Source organism: Lysobacter brunescens, assembly GCF_042677005.1.
GTDB lineage: Bacteria > Pseudomonadota > Gammaproteobacteria > Xanthomonadales > Xanthomonadaceae > Lysobacter_I > Lysobacter_I brunescens.
Genome location: NZ_JBHTIF010000001.1, coordinates 652,235 through 668,589, shown reverse-complemented (window position 1 = coordinate 668,589; position 16,355 = coordinate 652,235). Strand labels below are relative to the sequence as shown.

The 16,355-nt window shown below is 69.8% G+C and carries 15 protein-coding genes and 1 pseudogene; 5 read left to right on the top strand and 11 right to left on the bottom strand.

Annotation, left to right across the window (positions count from 1 at the left end):
- Positions 1-44 precede the first annotated feature (44 nt).
- The 11 genes and pseudogenes from ACFQ0E_RS02810 to ACFQ0E_RS02760 form a co-directional block, all read right to left on the bottom strand.
- On the bottom strand, positions 45-683 hold the full coding sequence (locus ACFQ0E_RS02810) for a hypothetical protein (RefSeq protein WP_386822176.1): 639 nt from the start codon (positions 681-683) through the stop codon (positions 45-47).
- The gene (locus ACFQ0E_RS02805) at positions 680-1,378 is read right to left on the bottom strand and encodes a DUF4124 domain-containing protein (RefSeq protein ID WP_386822175.1); all 699 of its coding nucleotides are present in this window, start codon (positions 1,376-1,378) and stop codon (positions 680-682) included. The genes ACFQ0E_RS02810 and ACFQ0E_RS02805 overlap by 4 nt, the downstream gene beginning before the upstream one ends.
- Before the next feature lie 103 nt (positions 1,379-1,481).
- Positions 1,482-2,969 carry a lytic polysaccharide monooxygenase gene (locus ACFQ0E_RS02800; protein ID WP_386822174.1) on the bottom strand — a complete coding sequence of 496 codons (1,488 nt, stop codon included), beginning with the start codon at positions 2,967-2,969 and terminating at the stop codon, positions 1,482-1,484.
- A gap of 639 nt (positions 2,970-3,608) precedes the next feature.
- Positions 3,609-6,104: pseudogene (locus ACFQ0E_RS02795) on the bottom strand (DNA topoisomerase I); the annotation flags it as partial.
- A 234-nt stretch (positions 6,105-6,338) separates the two neighbouring features.
- On the bottom strand, positions 6,339-7,373 hold the full coding sequence (locus ACFQ0E_RS02790; protein WP_386822173.1) for an RDD family protein: 1,035 nt from the start codon (positions 7,371-7,373) through the stop codon (positions 6,339-6,341).
- A gap of 55 nt (positions 7,374-7,428) precedes the next feature.
- Entirely contained in the window at positions 7,429-8,325 is an 897-nt protein-coding gene (locus ACFQ0E_RS02785; protein ID WP_386822172.1) for an RDD family protein, read from the bottom strand.
- 24 nt (positions 8,326-8,349) lie between these two features.
- Positions 8,350-8,889 (bottom strand): type IV pilin protein, encoded by a 540-nt coding sequence (locus tag ACFQ0E_RS02780; protein ID WP_386822171.1) that lies wholly within the window; start codon positions 8,887-8,889, stop codon positions 8,350-8,352.
- A 7-nt stretch (positions 8,890-8,896) separates the two neighbouring features.
- Positions 8,897-9,706 carry a DUF4339 domain-containing protein gene (locus ACFQ0E_RS02775; protein WP_386822170.1) on the bottom strand — a complete coding sequence of 270 codons (810 nt, stop codon included), beginning with the start codon at positions 9,704-9,706 and terminating at the stop codon, positions 8,897-8,899.
- Positions 9,707-9,824: 118 nt separating this feature from the next.
- On the bottom strand, positions 9,825-10,298 hold the full coding sequence (locus ACFQ0E_RS02770) for a DUF494 family protein (protein WP_386822169.1): 474 nt from the start codon (positions 10,296-10,298) through the stop codon (positions 9,825-9,827).
- Positions 10,295-11,494: a DNA-processing protein DprA gene (dprA, locus tag ACFQ0E_RS02765; protein WP_386822168.1), complete on the bottom strand. Its 1,200-nt coding sequence runs from the start codon at positions 11,492-11,494 to the stop codon at positions 10,295-10,297. The genes ACFQ0E_RS02770 and dprA overlap by 4 nt, the downstream gene beginning before the upstream one ends.
- Positions 11,495-11,581: 87 nt before the next feature.
- Complete coding sequence (locus ACFQ0E_RS02760) at positions 11,582-12,748, bottom strand: LysM peptidoglycan-binding domain-containing protein (RefSeq protein ID WP_386822167.1); 1,167 nt, start codon at positions 12,746-12,748, stop codon at positions 11,582-11,584.
- Between the two features lie 132 nt (positions 12,749-12,880).
- On the opposite strand from ACFQ0E_RS02760, the gene def reads away from it, so the two are divergent.
- The 5 genes from def to rsmB are packed head-to-tail and all read left to right on the top strand — an operon-like array spanning position 12,881 to position 16,328.
- The gene (def, locus tag ACFQ0E_RS02755) at positions 12,881-13,396 is read left to right on the top strand and encodes a peptide deformylase (protein WP_137852132.1); all 516 of its coding nucleotides are present in this window, start codon (positions 12,881-12,883) and stop codon (positions 13,394-13,396) included.
- 23 nt (positions 13,397-13,419) lie between these two features.
- Positions 13,420-13,839 carry a hypothetical protein gene (locus ACFQ0E_RS02750; protein WP_386822166.1) on the top strand — a complete coding sequence of 140 codons (420 nt, stop codon included), beginning with the start codon at positions 13,420-13,422 and terminating at the stop codon, positions 13,837-13,839.
- Positions 13,840-13,858: 19 nt separating this feature from the next.
- On the top strand, positions 13,859-14,791 hold the full coding sequence (gene fmt / locus ACFQ0E_RS02745) for a methionyl-tRNA formyltransferase (protein ID WP_386822165.1): 933 nt from the start codon (positions 13,859-13,861) through the stop codon (positions 14,789-14,791).
- On the top strand, positions 14,788-15,036 hold the full coding sequence (locus ACFQ0E_RS02740) for a hypothetical protein (RefSeq protein WP_386822164.1): 249 nt from the start codon (positions 14,788-14,790) through the stop codon (positions 15,034-15,036). Before fmt ends, ACFQ0E_RS02740 begins: the two co-directional genes overlap by 4 nt.
- A complete protein-coding gene (gene rsmB, locus ACFQ0E_RS02735; RefSeq protein WP_386822163.1) occupies positions 15,033-16,328 on the top strand; it encodes a 16S rRNA (cytosine(967)-C(5))-methyltransferase RsmB in 1,296 nt (431 codons plus the stop codon). The genes ACFQ0E_RS02740 and rsmB overlap by 4 nt, the downstream gene beginning before the upstream one ends.
- The last annotated feature ends 27 nt before the right edge of the window (positions 16,329-16,355 follow it).

The window sequence follows — 16,355 nt, the reverse complement described above, 5'->3', positions numbered from 1 at the left end:
CCGATCAGTTCGTGCGCATCGCCGCAGGAATCACTGCGGGGCCATCACCTCACGCAGGTGCTGCCCAGGTAGGTGGCGCGCACGCGTTCGAGTTCGGCCTTGCGCGCGTCGTCGCGCGCGCCAGCGAGCTTCCAGCGGAAGTCGGCCTCGTCCACGCGTTTCTTCCAGCTCACGCACAGCAGTGCCTGCGGCACCTCGGCGCAGGCGTCCTGGCGCATCTCGCAGGTCTCGCCGGCGGCCAGTTCCAGGCTGCCGTCGATGCCGCGCGACTGCACCGGCACGCAGGTGGCCGGTGGCGTGCCGGTGTCGCTGAGGTAGTCGCGATCGTCCCAGGTCCGGCACTGGAACAGCGGCGGCGGTGGTGCGGGCGGCGGTGGCGGGGCCGGTGGCACGGCGACTGTCGGCGTTTCGGTCTGCGGCTGCGGGGGCGGCGGCGGTGCCTTGGGCGGCGGCGGCACGATCACGTCGGGCGTGCGCATGGTCTGTACGCCGCCGATCTTCTTCACGGTCTGCTGCGTGCCGGCGGGGCAGGGCACGTCGTTCTGGATGGTCACGCCGCCGCTGGCGTCGACGCAGCGGTAGATCAGGATCTCGTCCTGCGCGTTCGCGCCCGGCAGCGTGGAAGCGCCGACGATGACGGTCGTCGCCAGCAGGAGGGTGGAGAAGCCGGTGGCGCGGGTCATGGACAATCCTGGGTGAGTCGGGCGTTGATGCTGCGTTCCTCGCGGCCGAGCGTGGCGCGCTCCGATGGCTGGGCGATGGCGAAGCGGCGGCGGATCTCGTCGCGGCGGTCGCGCAGGCGTGCGCAGACTTCGGTCTGCGGCAGCGGATGGCAGGCGTCGCGGATCCAGTGCTGGCCGGCCCAGCCGGTGACGATGCGGTCGCGCCAGCCGCCGCTGGTGTAGCCGCCGGAGACCTGCCCATCGTCCACGCGCACCTGCAGCTGCGGCGGCTGGTATTCGCGGTAGGCCTGGATCGCAGGGCCGTCGGTCACCCACATCGGTACCAGGCGCGGATTGCCTTCGGGGCTGTCGCTCAGATAACGCGTGTTGTCGGGCGTGATGCATTCGTACAGCGGGCGCGGCGGCTGCAGGAAGACGACCTGTGGCGACGGCGGGGGCAGGCTGGCGTCCTCGCGCGGCGGCGGCATGGCCACGACCGGGCGCGGCGGCGCGTCCTTCGGGCGGAGCATGCTGCGCACTTCCTGGCGTTCGCCGGCCAGGCAGGGCGAGTCGCGGAGGCTCAGCCGCCCCTTGGCATCGGTGCAGCGGTAGATGGTGACGCCGCCGGCCGGGTCGGTAGCGACGGCCTGCGGGGCCGCACCGGCCGCCACTGGCAGCAGCAGGATGAGCAGGGCGAAGGGCGCGGAGGCAGGCATGCGCGCATCTTGCGCGCCCGGGAGGGTGCAGGGAAGGGCGTGGCTGGCCGCGAACTGAAGCGCGGCAGCCCCGCGCGCGAGGCTGCCGGAGTCGTCGGTCGCGTCAGCGGGTCTGGAACAGCACCCAGGCATCGCCCCAGGCCCAGCCGGTGCCGGGCGCGTAGGCGGGATGGTTGATGTTGCACCACTGGCCGTTCGGGAACGGGCGGCAGGCATAGAGCTTGCCGTCGGCGGCCTTCACCACGGTCTGGCCCGGGATGTACCTGCCGATGCCGTCGGGATAGACGTAGTCGTAGTCGCCCGGCGGCGGCGTGTCGGGCAGGCGGATGTCGACCTGATGGGTCAGGCCGGTGGCGTTGAGGAAGATGCGGTTGGCGGTCGCCGAGGCCACCGGGCTGATCGCACCGTTCGCCAGGACGCCGATCCGCGCCGTGGAGGCGCGCGCGTTCACGTTCTGGGCCACCCGCAGCGGCCAGGCGGTGACCGTGGTCTGGCCGTCGGCCAGGGTGGTCTCGATGCGCTCGGCATCGGTGCCGTTGGCGTTGAACACGCGCAGGGTGACCACGGTGCCCACCGGCAGCGCGTTCTGCGCGGTGAGCGCACCGACGTCGCGCCAGGTCGGCGGCGGCGCATCGGGTACCTGGATGTCGAGCGCGTGGGTGCGCCCGCTGCCGGTGAGGTAGATGCGGTTGCCCACCGCGGCGTCGACCGGGGCGATGCTGCCGTTGCTCAGGACGCCGATGCGGCCGTACAGGGCGCGCGCGTTGACGTTGCGGGCGACCACCCCGGGCCAGGTGGCCGCGGCGGTCTGGCCGCTCGCGAGGGCCGTTTCCACGCGTTCGGCCTCGCTGCCGTCGGCGTTGAGCACGCGCAGGCGGACGAGGGTGGCCACCGGCAGGTCGTTCTGCGCGCTCAGCGGCCCGACGTCGCGCCAGGTCGGCGGCGGCGGGGTGGTGCCGTCGAACTTGACGTCCATGCAGGTGTAGAAGGCTTCGGTCGAGTCCGAGCGCTGCCAGGTGTTGTAGATGACGTGGCGGCCGCTCTTCTTCGGCAGCGGGCAGCTCAGGTGGTAGGTGCCGTCGGCCGACAGCGGGGTGTTGCCGAGCCGGCAGAACTCCTCCAGGTCGCCCCAGGCCAGCGGGCGGTTCGGGTCCCAGCCGTCGCGGGTGACGTAGAAGACCCAGTCGCGGGTGGCGTGCGGCGCGGTGCCGCGGAACTTGAACAGGAAACGGCCGTTGGCGTCGGGCGCGATCGGCGTGGCCTGCCAGTCGCCGCGGGCCAGGTCGAGGCCGCTGAAGGTCGGGTTGTTGCCGCTGCACAGCGTGCCGTCGGGGACCACGGCGCGGTGGTTGCCGTTGGCGTTGGCCTGGTTGATGCCCATCCAGTTGTAGAAGGTCTGGGTGCCGCTGATCGCGCTGGCGGCGCGGCAGGCGGGGTCGCTGGGGTTCTCGATGTTGCCCTGGGCGCAGGCGTAGACGCGGCTCTGCGGGGTGGTCATGGTGCCGTGGGCCAGCGTGGGCGCGGCGCGCAGGCCGAGCACGGCCGCGCCTGCGGCCAGCAGGGCCAGCGCGGGAGTACGGAACGGGGTCATGGTCGAAACGTCCTGTCTTGAGGGAGGGCGGACCTGCCCGGCCGCGCCACGCGTGCGGATGCGCGGCCGGGCAGATGCGGGGCACAGGGCCGACGGGAGGGTTCGCGCGCCGGGGGACGCGGCGGCCCGGGGATCCTGTGGCCCGTGTCCGACGTGCGGCGCGGATCGCGGATCCGCAGCGGGGCGGGCGCGATCGAACGTGGCCGGAGGCGGGCTCGCACCGTGGGGGACTGCGCGGCGCCGGTCAGGGGCGCGGCCAGTGTGCGGCGATCCGCAAGCGCGGCGACGTGACCGGTTTCGCGCTATTTCACATTGCGATTCGTCATTTATTTCAATGACTTATCGGATTTCCGGAATTGTCCCGGGCGGGGCGCCGAGGGCGCATGCCGCTGTCCCGGGGCTGTCCTGCGGGACAGCCGGGAATGCGTCTTCGATATCGCGATCGGTGCGCTGCGTGGCGCGATGTGTCGCGAATGTCCCGCCCGGATGCGGGCGGGACCGATCAGGCGATGACGCCCATCCTCAGAACGGCGCTTCGTCCTTGGCCTTGCGCACCACGCGCTTCGCGCCCGGAACGACCGTGGCCTGCTTCAGCAGCGGCCTGGCGGGTTCCGGATGGTCGTAGAGCGCGCCGGGCTTCTTCGCGGTGGCCTTCTTCGCGACCGCCTTCTTCGCAGGCGCCTTTTTCGCCACGGCTTTCTTCGCGGCCTTCTTCGCCGGGGCCTTGCTTGCCGGGGTCTTCGCTCCCGGTGCCTTCGCCACAGCCTTGGTCGTCGCCTTCTTCGCGGCCTTCGGCTTGGGCTCGGCGGCCTTCTTCGCCACGGCCTTCTTGCCGAAGCCCTTGCGCGCCGGCTTGCCGGTCTCTTCCATCAGCTGGATCACTTCCTCCAGCGTCAGCGAGGCCGGCTCGCGGTCCTTCGGGATCTTGCCGTTGAGCTTGCCGTCGCTGAGATACGGACCGAAGCGGCCATTGAGGACCTGGATGTCGCTGCCCTCGAATTCCTTGATGATCCGGTTGCGCGCGATCTCTTCCTTCTCCTCGATCAGGAACACCGCGCGCGCCAGGTCGATGGTGTACGGGTCGTCCTCCTTCTTCAGCGAGGCGTAGGTGCTGCCGCGCTTTGCGAAGGGCCCGAAGCGGCCGATGCCGACGCTGACTTCCTCGCCGTTGTTCTCGCCGAGCTTGCGCGGCAGCCGGAACAGCTCCAGCGCGTCCTGCAGCGTGATCGTGTGCATCGACTGGCCGGGACGCAGCGAGGCGAAGTCCAGCTTCTCGTCGGTGTCCTTGTCGCCGATCTGCGCGTACGGCCCGTAGCGGCCGAGGCGCACGCTCACCGGCTTGCCGGACTTCGGATCGGTGCCCAGCTCGCGCGCGCCGGAGGCTTCGGATCGGTCCACCGATTCGGTCTTCTCGGCGACCAGTTCCTTGAACGGCGCCCAGAACTTCTCCATCAGCGGAATCCAGTCCTCTTCGCCGCGCGATACGGCGTCGAGGTCGTCTTCCATCTTCGCGGTGAAGTCGTAGTCGACGTAGCGAGTGAAGTGGCCGGACAGGAACTTGCTGACCGCGCGGCCCACGTCGCTGGGGCGGAAGCTGCGGCCTTCCATCTCGACGTACTTGCGGAACAGCAGGGTCTGGATGATCGAGGCGTAGGTGGACGGACGGCCGATGCCGTATTCCTCCAGGGCCTTGACCAGCGCCGCTTCGGTGAAGCGCGGCGGCGGCTGGGTGAAATGCTGGTCGGCATGCACGCGGTCCAGCGGCACGCGGTCGCCGGGCTTCATCGCCGGCAGCTTGCGGCCCTCGTCCTCGTCCTCGGCGGACTTCTGGTCCTTGCCTTCCTCGTACACGGCGAGGAAGCCGGGATCGACCACCGTCGTACCGCTCGCACGGAAACTGTGTTCGTTGCCGGCGGCGAGGTCGACGCTGACCGTGTTGAGCGTGGCCGGCACCATCTGGCAGGCGACGGTGCGCTTCCAGATCAGCTCGTAGAGCTTGCGCTCGTCGTCGCTCAGGAAGCGCGCGACCTTGGCCGGCGTGCGCAGCGCCGAGGTCGGGCGCACCGCTTCGTGCGCTTCCTGCGCGTTCTTGGACTTGGTCTGGTAGAAGTTCGGCTTGTCCGGCAGCGCCTTGGTGCCGTAGTCGCGGGCGATCACGTCGCGCAGTTCGGACAGCGCATCGACCGACAGGCTGACCGAGTCGGTACGCATGTACGAGATCAGGCCGACGGTGCCTTCGTCGCCGAGGGTCACGCCTTCGTACAGCTTCTGCGCGACCTGCATGGTGCGCTTGGTGGTGAAGCCGAGCTTGCGCGCGGCCTCCTGCTGCAGCGTGGAGGTGGTGAACGGCGGCGCCGGGCGGCGCTTGCGCTCCTTGCTGGCGACGTCGGTGACCTGCAGCACGCCGCTGGCGGCAGAGACAATTCGCTTGCGCGCGGCCTCGGCGGTGTCGCCGTCGGTGACGGTGAACTGTTCGAACTTCTTGCCATCGAGCTTCGTCAGCTTGGCGGTGAAGGCCTGGGTCGGATGCGCGCACTCGGCCTCGATGCTCCAGTACTCGCGGGCGATGAAGGCTTCGATCTCCTCCTCGCGCTCGACGATCATGCGCAGCGCCGGCGACTGCACGCGGCCGGCTGACAGGCCGCGCTGCACCTTGCGCCACAGCACCGGCGAGAGGTTGAAGCCGACCAGGTAGTCCAGCGCGCGGCGTGCCTGCTGGGCATCGACCAGGTCGCTGGCGATGCTGCGCGGCTTGCTCATCGCTTCCTTGATCGCGCGCGGCGTGATCTCGGTGAACACCACGCGTTCGAGCGTGCGGTCCTTGAGCAGACCGCGCTCCTTCAGGATCTCGGCGATGTGCCAGCTGATCGCTTCCCCTTCGCGATCCGGGTCGGTCGCCAGATAGAGGTGGTCGGCGGCCTTGGCGGCCTTGGCGATCGCGTCGACGTGCTTCTCGTTCTTCTCGATCAGCTCGTAGCGCATCGCGAAGCCGCGGTCGGGATCGACCGCGCCTTCCTTCGGCACCAGGTCACGCACGTGACCGTAGGAGGCGAGGACGTGGAAGTCCTTGCCGAGGTACTTGTTGATCGTCTTGGCCTTGGCGGGCGATTCGACGATGAGAAGGTTCTTGGCCATTTCGGGCGGGGGGTCCGGAAGGCCGGCCACGGGGGCCGGGGGCAGAGGTGGTGCCGGTCCCGGCAGGGCCGGATCGGCGGATTCGATCAGACGGCAACGCCCGGGTTTGGGCCCGGGCGTCGGTCAGTTCCTTTTTTTAGTGGTGTCACGTCCGGGGCGCCGCTGTCAAGCAGGCGTCCCTTCGCGTGACCGCTGCCCGGTTGCGTTCAGCTACATGAATGCGCTTGACGAGGCTCAGTTGCCCATGCCGCCGAGCATCACCGCGCCCATGATCGCGTAGGCCGCGATCATGCCGACGAAGAGCAGGGCGAACAGGACCAGGATCACGATCGTGACCGTACCCAGCTCCTCGCTCTGCCATTCGGGATGGTCGGTGAAGGCATGCTTGTCGACCACCAGGGTGTCGCAGACCATGTCGTGCAGGGCCTGCTTGCGCTCGGTCAGTGCCGCCATCAGGCCGGAGACCAGGACGCCCAGGCCGCAGGTGACGGTGCCGAACACCACGTAGAACAGCGAGCGCAGGAAGGCGCGCCAGAAGCTCACCCGGGTGCCGTCGCCGCGCACGACCTTGATCCCGATCGCCATCTTGCCCAGGCTGGCCTGCAGCGACGAGGACTGCATCCAGCCGAAATAGGCGCTGGGGATCGCGAACATGATCGGGTACACCAGCAGCATCATCGCCACGCTGGCGCCCGCCGCGAACGGGTTGTCGCCGCCGGCGCCCATCGCCCCCATCGAGCCGAAGCCGACGAGCATCAGCGGGATCAGCAGGGCATAGGTGAGGATGGTGGTGACGAAGCTGTCGATCACGCTGGCCGCGAAGCGCTTCCACAGGCCGGCGTGGACCACGTGGCCGCCGGCGACATAGCCGGCATCGACGCCGGACACGCTGGCCTGCGGCGGAGCGTAGGGCGAGGCTTCGGCGATGGCGTAGGGACGGAAGGCGTCGTCCGCGGCCGCAGGCGTCGGTGCGGCCGGCGACGGATCGCCGAAGGGCGAGCCCGACGCGGCTGCGAATGGTTCGGCGGCGGGCATGTCGCTCGCGGGTGCGATGTCCGCGGCCGACACGTCCGTGCGCGTCGCAGCGGGCGCAGCGCCGGAGACCACCTCGTGCATGATCTCCCGCCACGGCACCCAGGCGGCCAGGCCTTCGCGCCAGACCAGGCTGTCCGGCGCGAGCAGGCCGCGTCCGTGCAGGGACGCGAGTTCCTCGCTCCCCACCGGTCCCTGCTGCTGTCGTTGCGCATCGCTGTAGTACCACTCGGTCATCGCATGTCCCCGGTCGTTCGTGTCTGTATGTGCTGCGGCGTCGTCTGCGGCGTGATCAGCGCATGCCGCCCATCAGCGCCGCGCCGGCGATCATGATCACCGCGAACAGGCCGAGCAGCATCAGTCCGAACAGGACCAGGATCACGATCGTGACCGTGCCCAGCTCCTCGCTCTGCCATTCGGGATGGTCGGTGAAGGCGTGCTTGTCGACCACCAGCGTGTCGCAGATCATGTCGTGCAGCGCCTGCTTGCGATCCGTGAAGGCGGCCATCAGGTAGCCGATGCACAGGATGATCGCGCTGAGGATCGTGGCGAAGTGGCGGCCGATGCCGCGCGCGAAACTGATCCGCTCGCCGCTGGTGCGCACCACCTTGATGCCGACCGCCATCTTGCCCAGCGACGCCTGGTGCTCGGAGGAATGCATCCAGCCGAAATACACGGCGCCCAGTGCGATCGAGAACAGGTTGACCATCACGTCCAGCACCGGGCTGTCTTCCAGGCCCGCGCCCAGGCCGATCGCGACGCCGAGCACGCCGCCGATGATCCCGCCGACGATGCCGAGCAGGAAGTTGTCGATGACGCTGGCGGCCACGCGTTTCCAGAACCCGGCGTACACGACGTGCCCGCCGGTGACGATGCCGCCGCCTGCGGCGACCTGCGCCTGCGGCGGTGCGTAGGGCGATGGCTCGACGATGGCGTAGGGTCGGTAGGCACCGTCGTTCGGCGCCGCTTCCGCAGCGCGCGCCATGGCTTCGGCGCGCGGATCTTCCGGCGCACCGCCGGCGATGACTTCGCGGATCATCTCGCTCCACGGCTTCCATCCGGACATGCCCTCGCGCCAGACCAGCATGTCGGCGGTCAGCAGGCCCTTGTTGTGCAGCGCCGCGAGTTCGCCGGCATCCACCGGTCCGTGCTGCTGGCGTTGCGCGTCGCTGTAGTACCAATCGGTCATCGTGTCGTTCTCTTGGACATGCGATCAGGGCGTCGGCGAGGTGCCGGCCCTGCACTGCGGGGGAAGGAAGGTGTCGGGTACGGTGCCGCCGCAGCGCCAGCGGCCGCCGTCGGATTCGAGCGTGAGCACGGCGCTGGTCGGCAGGCTGGTCACGTTGCGGAAGCTCACCAGGACGCCGCAGCGTCCTTCCGGCGAGGTGAAGACGCGCACCTCGGCGGCCCGCGTGGCGTTGGTGTCGAGGTAATAGGTCAGGGAGGGCGAGACGCCGACGTCGAGATTGGTCGCCGGACACGCATCGTTCGCCGCGCGGTACTCGTCGATGGCCTGCCGCAGCGGTTCGAGCTTCGGCTGCAGCGACGCGATCTGCGAACGCACCACGTACTGCTGGTACGCCGGCAGCGCGATCGCGGCGAGGATGCCGATCACGACGATGCCGAAGAAACCCACCACGACGCCGACGATCGCGGCGATGGCGCAGCCGGACATCTTCTTCGGTGGCGGCTGTCGCGGTGCATGGGACGGTGCCGGCGGTGGTCCGGGCGGGAAGTGCGGGGGTGTGCTCATGCGGGCCTCAGGGTCGGCAATCGGGCGGGAGATGCTGCGGCTGCAGGCTGCGGTTGCTGCAGCGAATCACGATCTCGTCGCCGACCCGCGAGACCTCGTAGCGGACATGGCGGCCGTCGAGCTGCGGACCGAAACCCAGGTAACCCACGTCGTAGGCGCACTGGCCGCTGTCGGGACGCGCCGGGTCCAGTGCGAACCAGCCGTCCTCGCTGCCCTGCAGGCGCGGCTGGCGGACCTGGATGCGCTCGAATTCGTAGACATCGGGGCAGGCGCCGGCATCGGCCATGTCGCGCATCGCCAGGGTCACCAGTTCGCGCGCCAGCGCATCGGTATCGGCCATGCGATCGGCGTCGAACGTCCGTTCGACGGACGCCTGCGGCTCTGCGATGGTCTGTCCCGGCGACTGCCCCTGCGCGGCTTTCGCACGCTTGACGTAGTCCTGGTAGGCGGGCAGTGCGATCGCGGCGAGGATCGCCAGCATCACCAGGCCGCCGATGCCGACCGCGATCGCGGCGATGATGCAGCCGGTGCGGTTGGACGGCGGCGGTTCGATGGGCGTGCTGGGACGCGCGGCGTGCGAGGCGACGGCGGCGGCCGGTCGCGGCGGCACCGGCGGTGGTCGCGAGAGATCCTGCTCGATGCCGGTCAGGCCCAGCTCCTCGATCAGGCGATCGACCGGCTGCCATTCGCGCAGGCCGTCGTGCCACGCCAGCATGTCGCGCGTGATGCGGCGATCGCGGAAGCGCGCGCGCATCTCGTCCGCGCTCAATGGACCGACGCGACCCTGGCCGGGTGCGTGGTAATACCAATCGGTCATGCCTGTTCCTGTCTGCAAACGGGCGGCCTTGCCGCCGTTCCCCGGATCTCCCCCACAGGCAGCTTAGAACGTGCGACGTTTTTTTTCACGCCGCCCGGCGCGCGCATGGCGCCGCCGGTCAATGCACCAGTTCGCCGTCATCCTCGAACATCTGCGTTTCCATCCAGGCGTAGGCCGCTTCCGAGCCCGGCTGGTTGAACAGCACCATCAGCACGACCCACTTGAGGTCGTCCAGGTCGAGTTCGTCCTGGTCCAGGGCCATGGCGCGGTCGAGCACCAGCTCGCGCTGGTTGGCGTCGAGGATGCCCTGCTGTTCGAGGAACATCAGGAAGCCGCGGCAGTCGACATCAAGCTTGTCGAGTTCCGGGCCGAAGAAGATGCGGGTGGGACCGCCGGCGCGCGGTGCGGCGGCGTCGTGGCGACGCTCGGCCAGACCGTCCAGCCAGTCGAATGCCTTGTGGATCTCGGCCGGGCTGAAGCCGGCTTCGAGCAGACCGTTCTGCAGGGAGTCGCGGTCCCGGACCAGGTCCGCGTCGTTGGCGATGTAGTGCTCGAAGAGATAGAGCAGCACATCGAGAATGCTTTCTTTCATGTCCCCTGACTTGCGCCCGAGGGCGCTTCGGAAAGGAAGGGTGCCGTCCGGCGGCTGTAGCGGCCATGTTCGACCGACACCCGCCCCTGCAATTCCATGACGAGCAGCATGGAGGACAGGGCTGCGGCCGTCAATCCGGAGCGCTCGACCAGCTGATCCATAGTGGTGGGGTCGTGGCCGAGCGATTGCCACAATCTGTGGTGGGCGGGATCGATTTCGACCGGTGGCGGCGCCGGGTCGGGGCGACCTCCGGAGGGTGCGTTCCGACCGGCGGCGAGTCGGCGCTGCAGGTCCCCGCGCAGGGCGCCGGCCCAGGCGCCGAGCGCCGAGATCACCTCGTCGGCGGTTTCCACGAGGGCCGCGCCGTCGCGGATCAGCCGGTGGCAGCCCCGCGCCATGGGGTTGTGGATTGAGCCGGGCACCGCGAACACCTCGCGCCCGGCCTCGGCGGCCAGCCGGGCGGTGATCAGCGCGCCGGAACGGGTCGCGGCCTCGATCACCAGCGTGCCGAGGCTCAGGCCGGCGAGGATCCGGTTGCGGCTCGGGAAATGCTCGCGCCGCGCGCCTGTGCCCGGTGGATGTTCGCTGACCACCGCGCCCTCGGCGGCCATGCGCGCCAGCAGTCCGGCGTGGCTCTCGGGGTAGGGCACGTCCGGCCCCGTGCCGAGGACGGCGACGGTGATGCCGCCGGCCTCCAGGGCGGCCTCGTGCGCGGCGCGGTCGACCCCGGCGGCCAGCCCGCTGGTCACGCCGAAGCCGGCGGCGACCAGCGCGCGACTGAAGGCCCGGGCGTTGTCGCGCCCCCCGGCCGTCGGCCCGCGGCTGCCGACCACGGCGACCGCCGGATGCCAGAGCAGGTCGGCGTTTCCGGCGACGAACAGGGCCAGCGGCGGACTGGCGATCCGGCGCAGCAGCGGCGGGTAGTCCGGGTCGAGCCAACCGATGAGCCGATGGCCGGGTGTGGCCAGCCAGTCGCGGGCGCGGGTCAGGCCGTCGGCCGGGATCGCGCCCGTCGCGCCTTCGAGGGCGCGGATCTGCGCGGTGTCCAGCGCGAGCTCGCGCCAGAGCGCGCGTGGTGCGGCGCGGGCGGCCAGAGCGCTGCCGCAGCGTTCCAGCAGGGCGCGGCGCGAGGCCGCAGCGCCGCCGGCGAGGACGAGGTGGAGGAGGGCGTCGGTGTCGGAGTCGATGGCGTGCATGCCGTCATCGTGGCCCGCAAACAACGACGGCGCCGTCAGGCGCCGTCGTGTTCCGCTGTAGGAGAAATCCTACTTAGTTCATCCTACTTACTTCGCGTCGGGATGCTTGAGCAGGTAACCGACGCGGGTCGGCTTGGTGCTCTGCATGACCAGACCGTAGCTCATGCGGTCGAAGGTGCGGAACACCATGACGTGGCCGGCATACTCGTCGGGCAGCTCCACGCGGTGGCGCGGGGCGACGCTCTCGGGGCCGCGATAGCGACCCATCTCGACGCGGTCGAACTCGTTCGTGCCCTGGCGCCAGATCGAGAACACGGTGCCGTTGTCGACGCCGTCGCGCGCACCGACCGCCAGCGCCACCACGTCGTACGGGCCACCGGTGGTCAGCGACGAGGCCACCGACAGGACGCGACCGTACTGCGGGTCGGGATCGGACTTCGGCGCATGCGGGAAGAACTGCAGGTCGTACTGGCGGGCGTCGACCGGGATGATGCGGTCGCCGGCGCGCACTTCGAAGCCGTTGCCGTCGTCCAGCTTGAGGGTCGTCACGCGGTGGCGGCCCTGGTCGATCTTGGTCACCGAGCCGGCGTTGACGCGCATCAGCTCGTGGCCGAGCACTTCGCCGTCGGCCTCGGGGCTGGCGGTCTCGCTCCACGGCAGACCGAACAGCGCCACGCGGCGGCCACGGAAGTCGTAGTCGTTGCGGCCCAGCAGGTCGCAGCATTCGCGCCGGTCGGCCTTCACGTGGCGGACGGTCGGACGCACCACGAGGTAGCGCTGGCCGACCTGCGCGCCGTTCAGGTTGCGGACGTAGACCTGATGGCCGGTGACGCCGCGGCTGAAGTCGTTCTCGATGGCGACCACGTAGGGCAGCTCACGGAAGCTGTCGACCACGCGCACATCGCGCAGGTAGGCTTCGATCGCCGACAGCGGGATGGCGTTGATCGGGGCCTCGGTCCGCGGGCCCGGCTTGACGCCGACGCGGTCCAGGTAGGCGAGGCTGATCACGTCGCCCGGGTAGATCAGGTGCGGATTCGCGATCTGCGGATTGGCCTGCCAGACCTCCGGCCACAGCCACGGCTTCTTCAGGAAGCGCCCGGCGATGTCCCACAGGGTGTCGCCCTTCTTGACCGTGTAGGTGTCGGGATGGTCGCCACGGAACTCCTGGGCGATCGCGAACGTGCCGACCGTCAGCAATGCGGCGGCGCCGATCACCTTCAGACGATGAGAAAGGCGCTTAAGGATGATGCCCATCTACTTGCTCCCCTTGGGATTTTCCCCAACACAACGCAGGCACTATAGCCCACAAATCCCGGCTATTGGCAAGTCGGGACCGGGTACAATGTCCCGGTTCGAGGGCCCTGTCGCGCCTTCGCGGTCACAAATATGACGCTCCTCTCAATTCTCGAGTTCCCGGACCCCCGCCTGCGCACCAAGGCGGTGCCCGTCGACCCCTCGCGGATCGGCGACGCCGACTTCCAGGCGCGGATTGATGACATGTTTCACACCATGTACGAGGCGCCGGGCATCGGTCTGGCCGCCAGCCAGGTGGACGACCACCGCCGGTTCATGGTCATCGACATCAGCGAGGAGAAGGACCAGCCCCTGGTCTTCATCAACCCCGAGATCGTCGAAGAGGACGGCCACCAGGTCTACCAGGAGGGCTGCCTGTCGGTCCCCGGCATCTTCGCCGACGTGACCCGGGCCAACCGGATCACGGTCCAGGCGTACGGCCGCGACGGCCAGCCGTTCCGGATCGAGGCCGACGGCCTGCTGGCGATCTGCATCCAGCACGAGATGGACCATCTCGAAGGCAAGCTCTTCGTCGACTACCTGTCGCAGCTCAAGCGCGAGCAGGTGCGCAAGAAGCTGGAGAAGGCGCGGCGCAGCTCGGCGGCGTGAGCGAGCCGATCGGGGTATCGAGGATGTTCACCTTCGGCAGGGAGCACGAGGCGAAGCATGCGACCGCGCGTGTCCGCGACTCCGATCAGAAGGCCCTTGTCGCAGCCGTCATCCACGCCGTACATGACCGCATCGATGGCATCGGTGCGGCCGCTGCGTTCCAGGATGCCATCCGCGATGCCTTCGTGATGGGTAAAAGCGGTGTCTGGGAACAGGCCGCTTCCTGGCTTCGCAAGTGCGGCCCATCCTTTCCCGAAACCGCATCGCTGTGGGCCGAACTCGGGGCACATGGGGATGCTCGGGTGCGTTTTCGCGCAGCCTGTCTGCTGAACGATATGCCGGACGAAGTTCGCACAAAACTCCTCCCCGCACTGTGCGCCGATCGAAGCCGCAAGGTCTCCGAAATGGCGTACGCACGTGCGGAAGAACAATCCAACGCTTGAGTCCGAAATCAGTCTCGCCATGACCTTCCGCATCGTCTTCGCCGGCACGCCCGAGTTCGCCGTGCCCTGTCTCCGCGCCGCCGCGAAGTTCGGCGAGGTCGTGGCCGTGTACACGCAACCGGACCGTCCGGCCGGGCGCGGGCGGGCGCTGACGCCGTCGCCGGTGAAGCGCGAGGCGCTGCAGCGCGGGATCGAGGTGTTCCAGCCCGAAACCCTGCGCGAGAAAGTGTCGCGCGATGCACTGCGCGCGCTGAAGCCCGACCTGATGGTCGTGGTCGCCTACGGCCTGATCCTGCCGCAGAAGGTGCTGGACATCCCGACCCACGGCTGCTGGAACGTCCACGCCTCGCTCCTGCCGCGCTGGCGCGGCGCGGCACCCATCCAGCGCGCGATCGAGGCCGGTGACACCGAAACCGGCGTCTGCCTGATGCGCATGGAGAAAGGCCTGGACACCGGCCCGGTGCTGCTGTCGCAGCGCATCGACATCGGCGCGCAGGAGACCGGCGGCCAATTGCACGATCGTCTGTCCGATCTCGGTGCGCAGGTGCTCGCCGACGGCCTTGGGCTGCTGCGCGCGGACATCGTGCCGGTTGCGGTGCCGCAGCCGGCCGAGGGCGTGACCTACGCGCACAAGCTCGACAAGCACGAGGCGAAGCTCGACTGGACGCAGCCGGCGGTCGTGCTTGCCAACAAGGTCCGCGCCTTCAATCCGTGGCCGGTGGCCGAAGCCGAACTCGCCGGCGAGCGCGTGCGCATCCATGGCGCGGTGGCGCTGGACCTTGCGCACGACCAGTCGCCGGGGCGGGTGATTGCCGCCGGTCGCGACGGCATCGACATCGCCTGCGGCGACGGCGCGCTGCGCATCCGCTCGCTGCAGCGTGAAGGCGGCAAGGCGATCACCGCCGCCGATTACCTCAACGCGCGTCGCGACCTGCTGGCGACCGCCGGATGACGGCGATCCGCGAATACGACGCGGTCCGCGTGCGTTCGCTTGACGGATGCCGTGGCTGCACGGGGCTCGGCGCGCGTGCGCCCGCCATCGGCGACACCGGCGCCGTCGTGTCGATCCTGAGCGCCGACGGCCTGCCGGACATGTACCTCGTCGAATGCGTCCAGCCCGACGCCACCACGGCGTGGCTCGCCTCGTTTCCCGAACACGCGCTCGAACGCGTGGCGCACGCCGAGACCGCACCATGACCGACGGCACCGCTTCCCGCCTCATCGCCGCGCGCGTGCTCGATGCCGTGCTGCATCGCGGCCGTTCGCTGAAGGGCGAATTCTCCAAGGCATTGCCGACGCTGGAGGATCCGCGCGACCGCGCGCTGGTCGAGGCGATCTGCTTCGCCGCGCTGCGCGAGCGCACGCGCTACGCCGCCGCGCTCGATGCTTGGCTGGCGAAGCCGCTGGGCGGACGCGACCAGCCGGTGCGCGCATTGCTCTACGTCGGGTTCGCGCAGATCGATGCGCTCGGTTTGCCGGCGCATGCGGCCGTGGACGCCACGGTCGAGGCCGCGCGTGCGCTGGGTCGTGCGCATCAGGCGGGCATGGTCAATGCGCTGCTGCGTCGCGCGCTGCGTGAGGGTCTGCCGAAGGCCGACCCGTCGTCGAACTGGCCGGACTGGCTGCTCGCCGAGGTGCGCGCCGATTGGCCAGCGCAGGCCGATGGCATTCTCGACGCCAGCGCCGCTGCCGCGCCGCTGTGGCTGCGTGCGAACCGGCAGGCGACGACGCGTGATGCGTATCGCGAACGGCTGCGCGAGGCCGGCATCAAGGCGGAGACTGACGCGACCTTGCCCGATGCGCTGCGCCTGGCCGATTCGATGGCGGTCGCGGACCTGCCCGGCTTCGCCGATGGCGATGTTTCGGTGCAGGACGGGTCCGCGCAGGCGGTCGCTGACGCGCTGGCGCCGCCGCCCGGCGCGCGGGTGCTGGATGCCTGCGCCGCGCCTGGCGGCAAGGCTGCGCACCTGCTCGAACGCGACCCGTCGCTGCGCCTGATCGCGCTGGATGTCGATGCGCGCCGCCTGCGCCGCACCGAAGAGACCCTGCGCCGCGTCGGTGCCGGCGGCCACGTCGTGCTGAAGGCGGCCGATGCCGCCGACCTCGGCAAGTGGTGGGACGGCACGCCGCTCGACGCGGTGCTGATCGACGCGCCGTGTTCGGCGACCGGCATCGTGCGCCGCCAGCCGGACATCCTCCTGCACCGCAAGCCCGCCGACATCGATGCGCTGGTCGAGACCCAGGCCTGGCTGCTCGATGCCCTGTGGCCGGTGCTCGCCCCCGGCGGGGTGCTGGTCTATGCCACCTGCTCGATCCTGCGCCGCGAGAACGCCGCCCAGGTCGAGGCCTTCCTGGCCCGCACCCCCGACGCAGTGGTCGAGCCGCTGTCCGACGCCTTCGGCCACGCCGACGGCCCGGGCCGGCAGCGGCTGCCTGGCGAGGGCGGGATGGACGGGTTCTTCTACGCCAGGGTGCGCAAGCGCGGTTGACCCGCGGCGCCGTCATGGTCGCGGTCG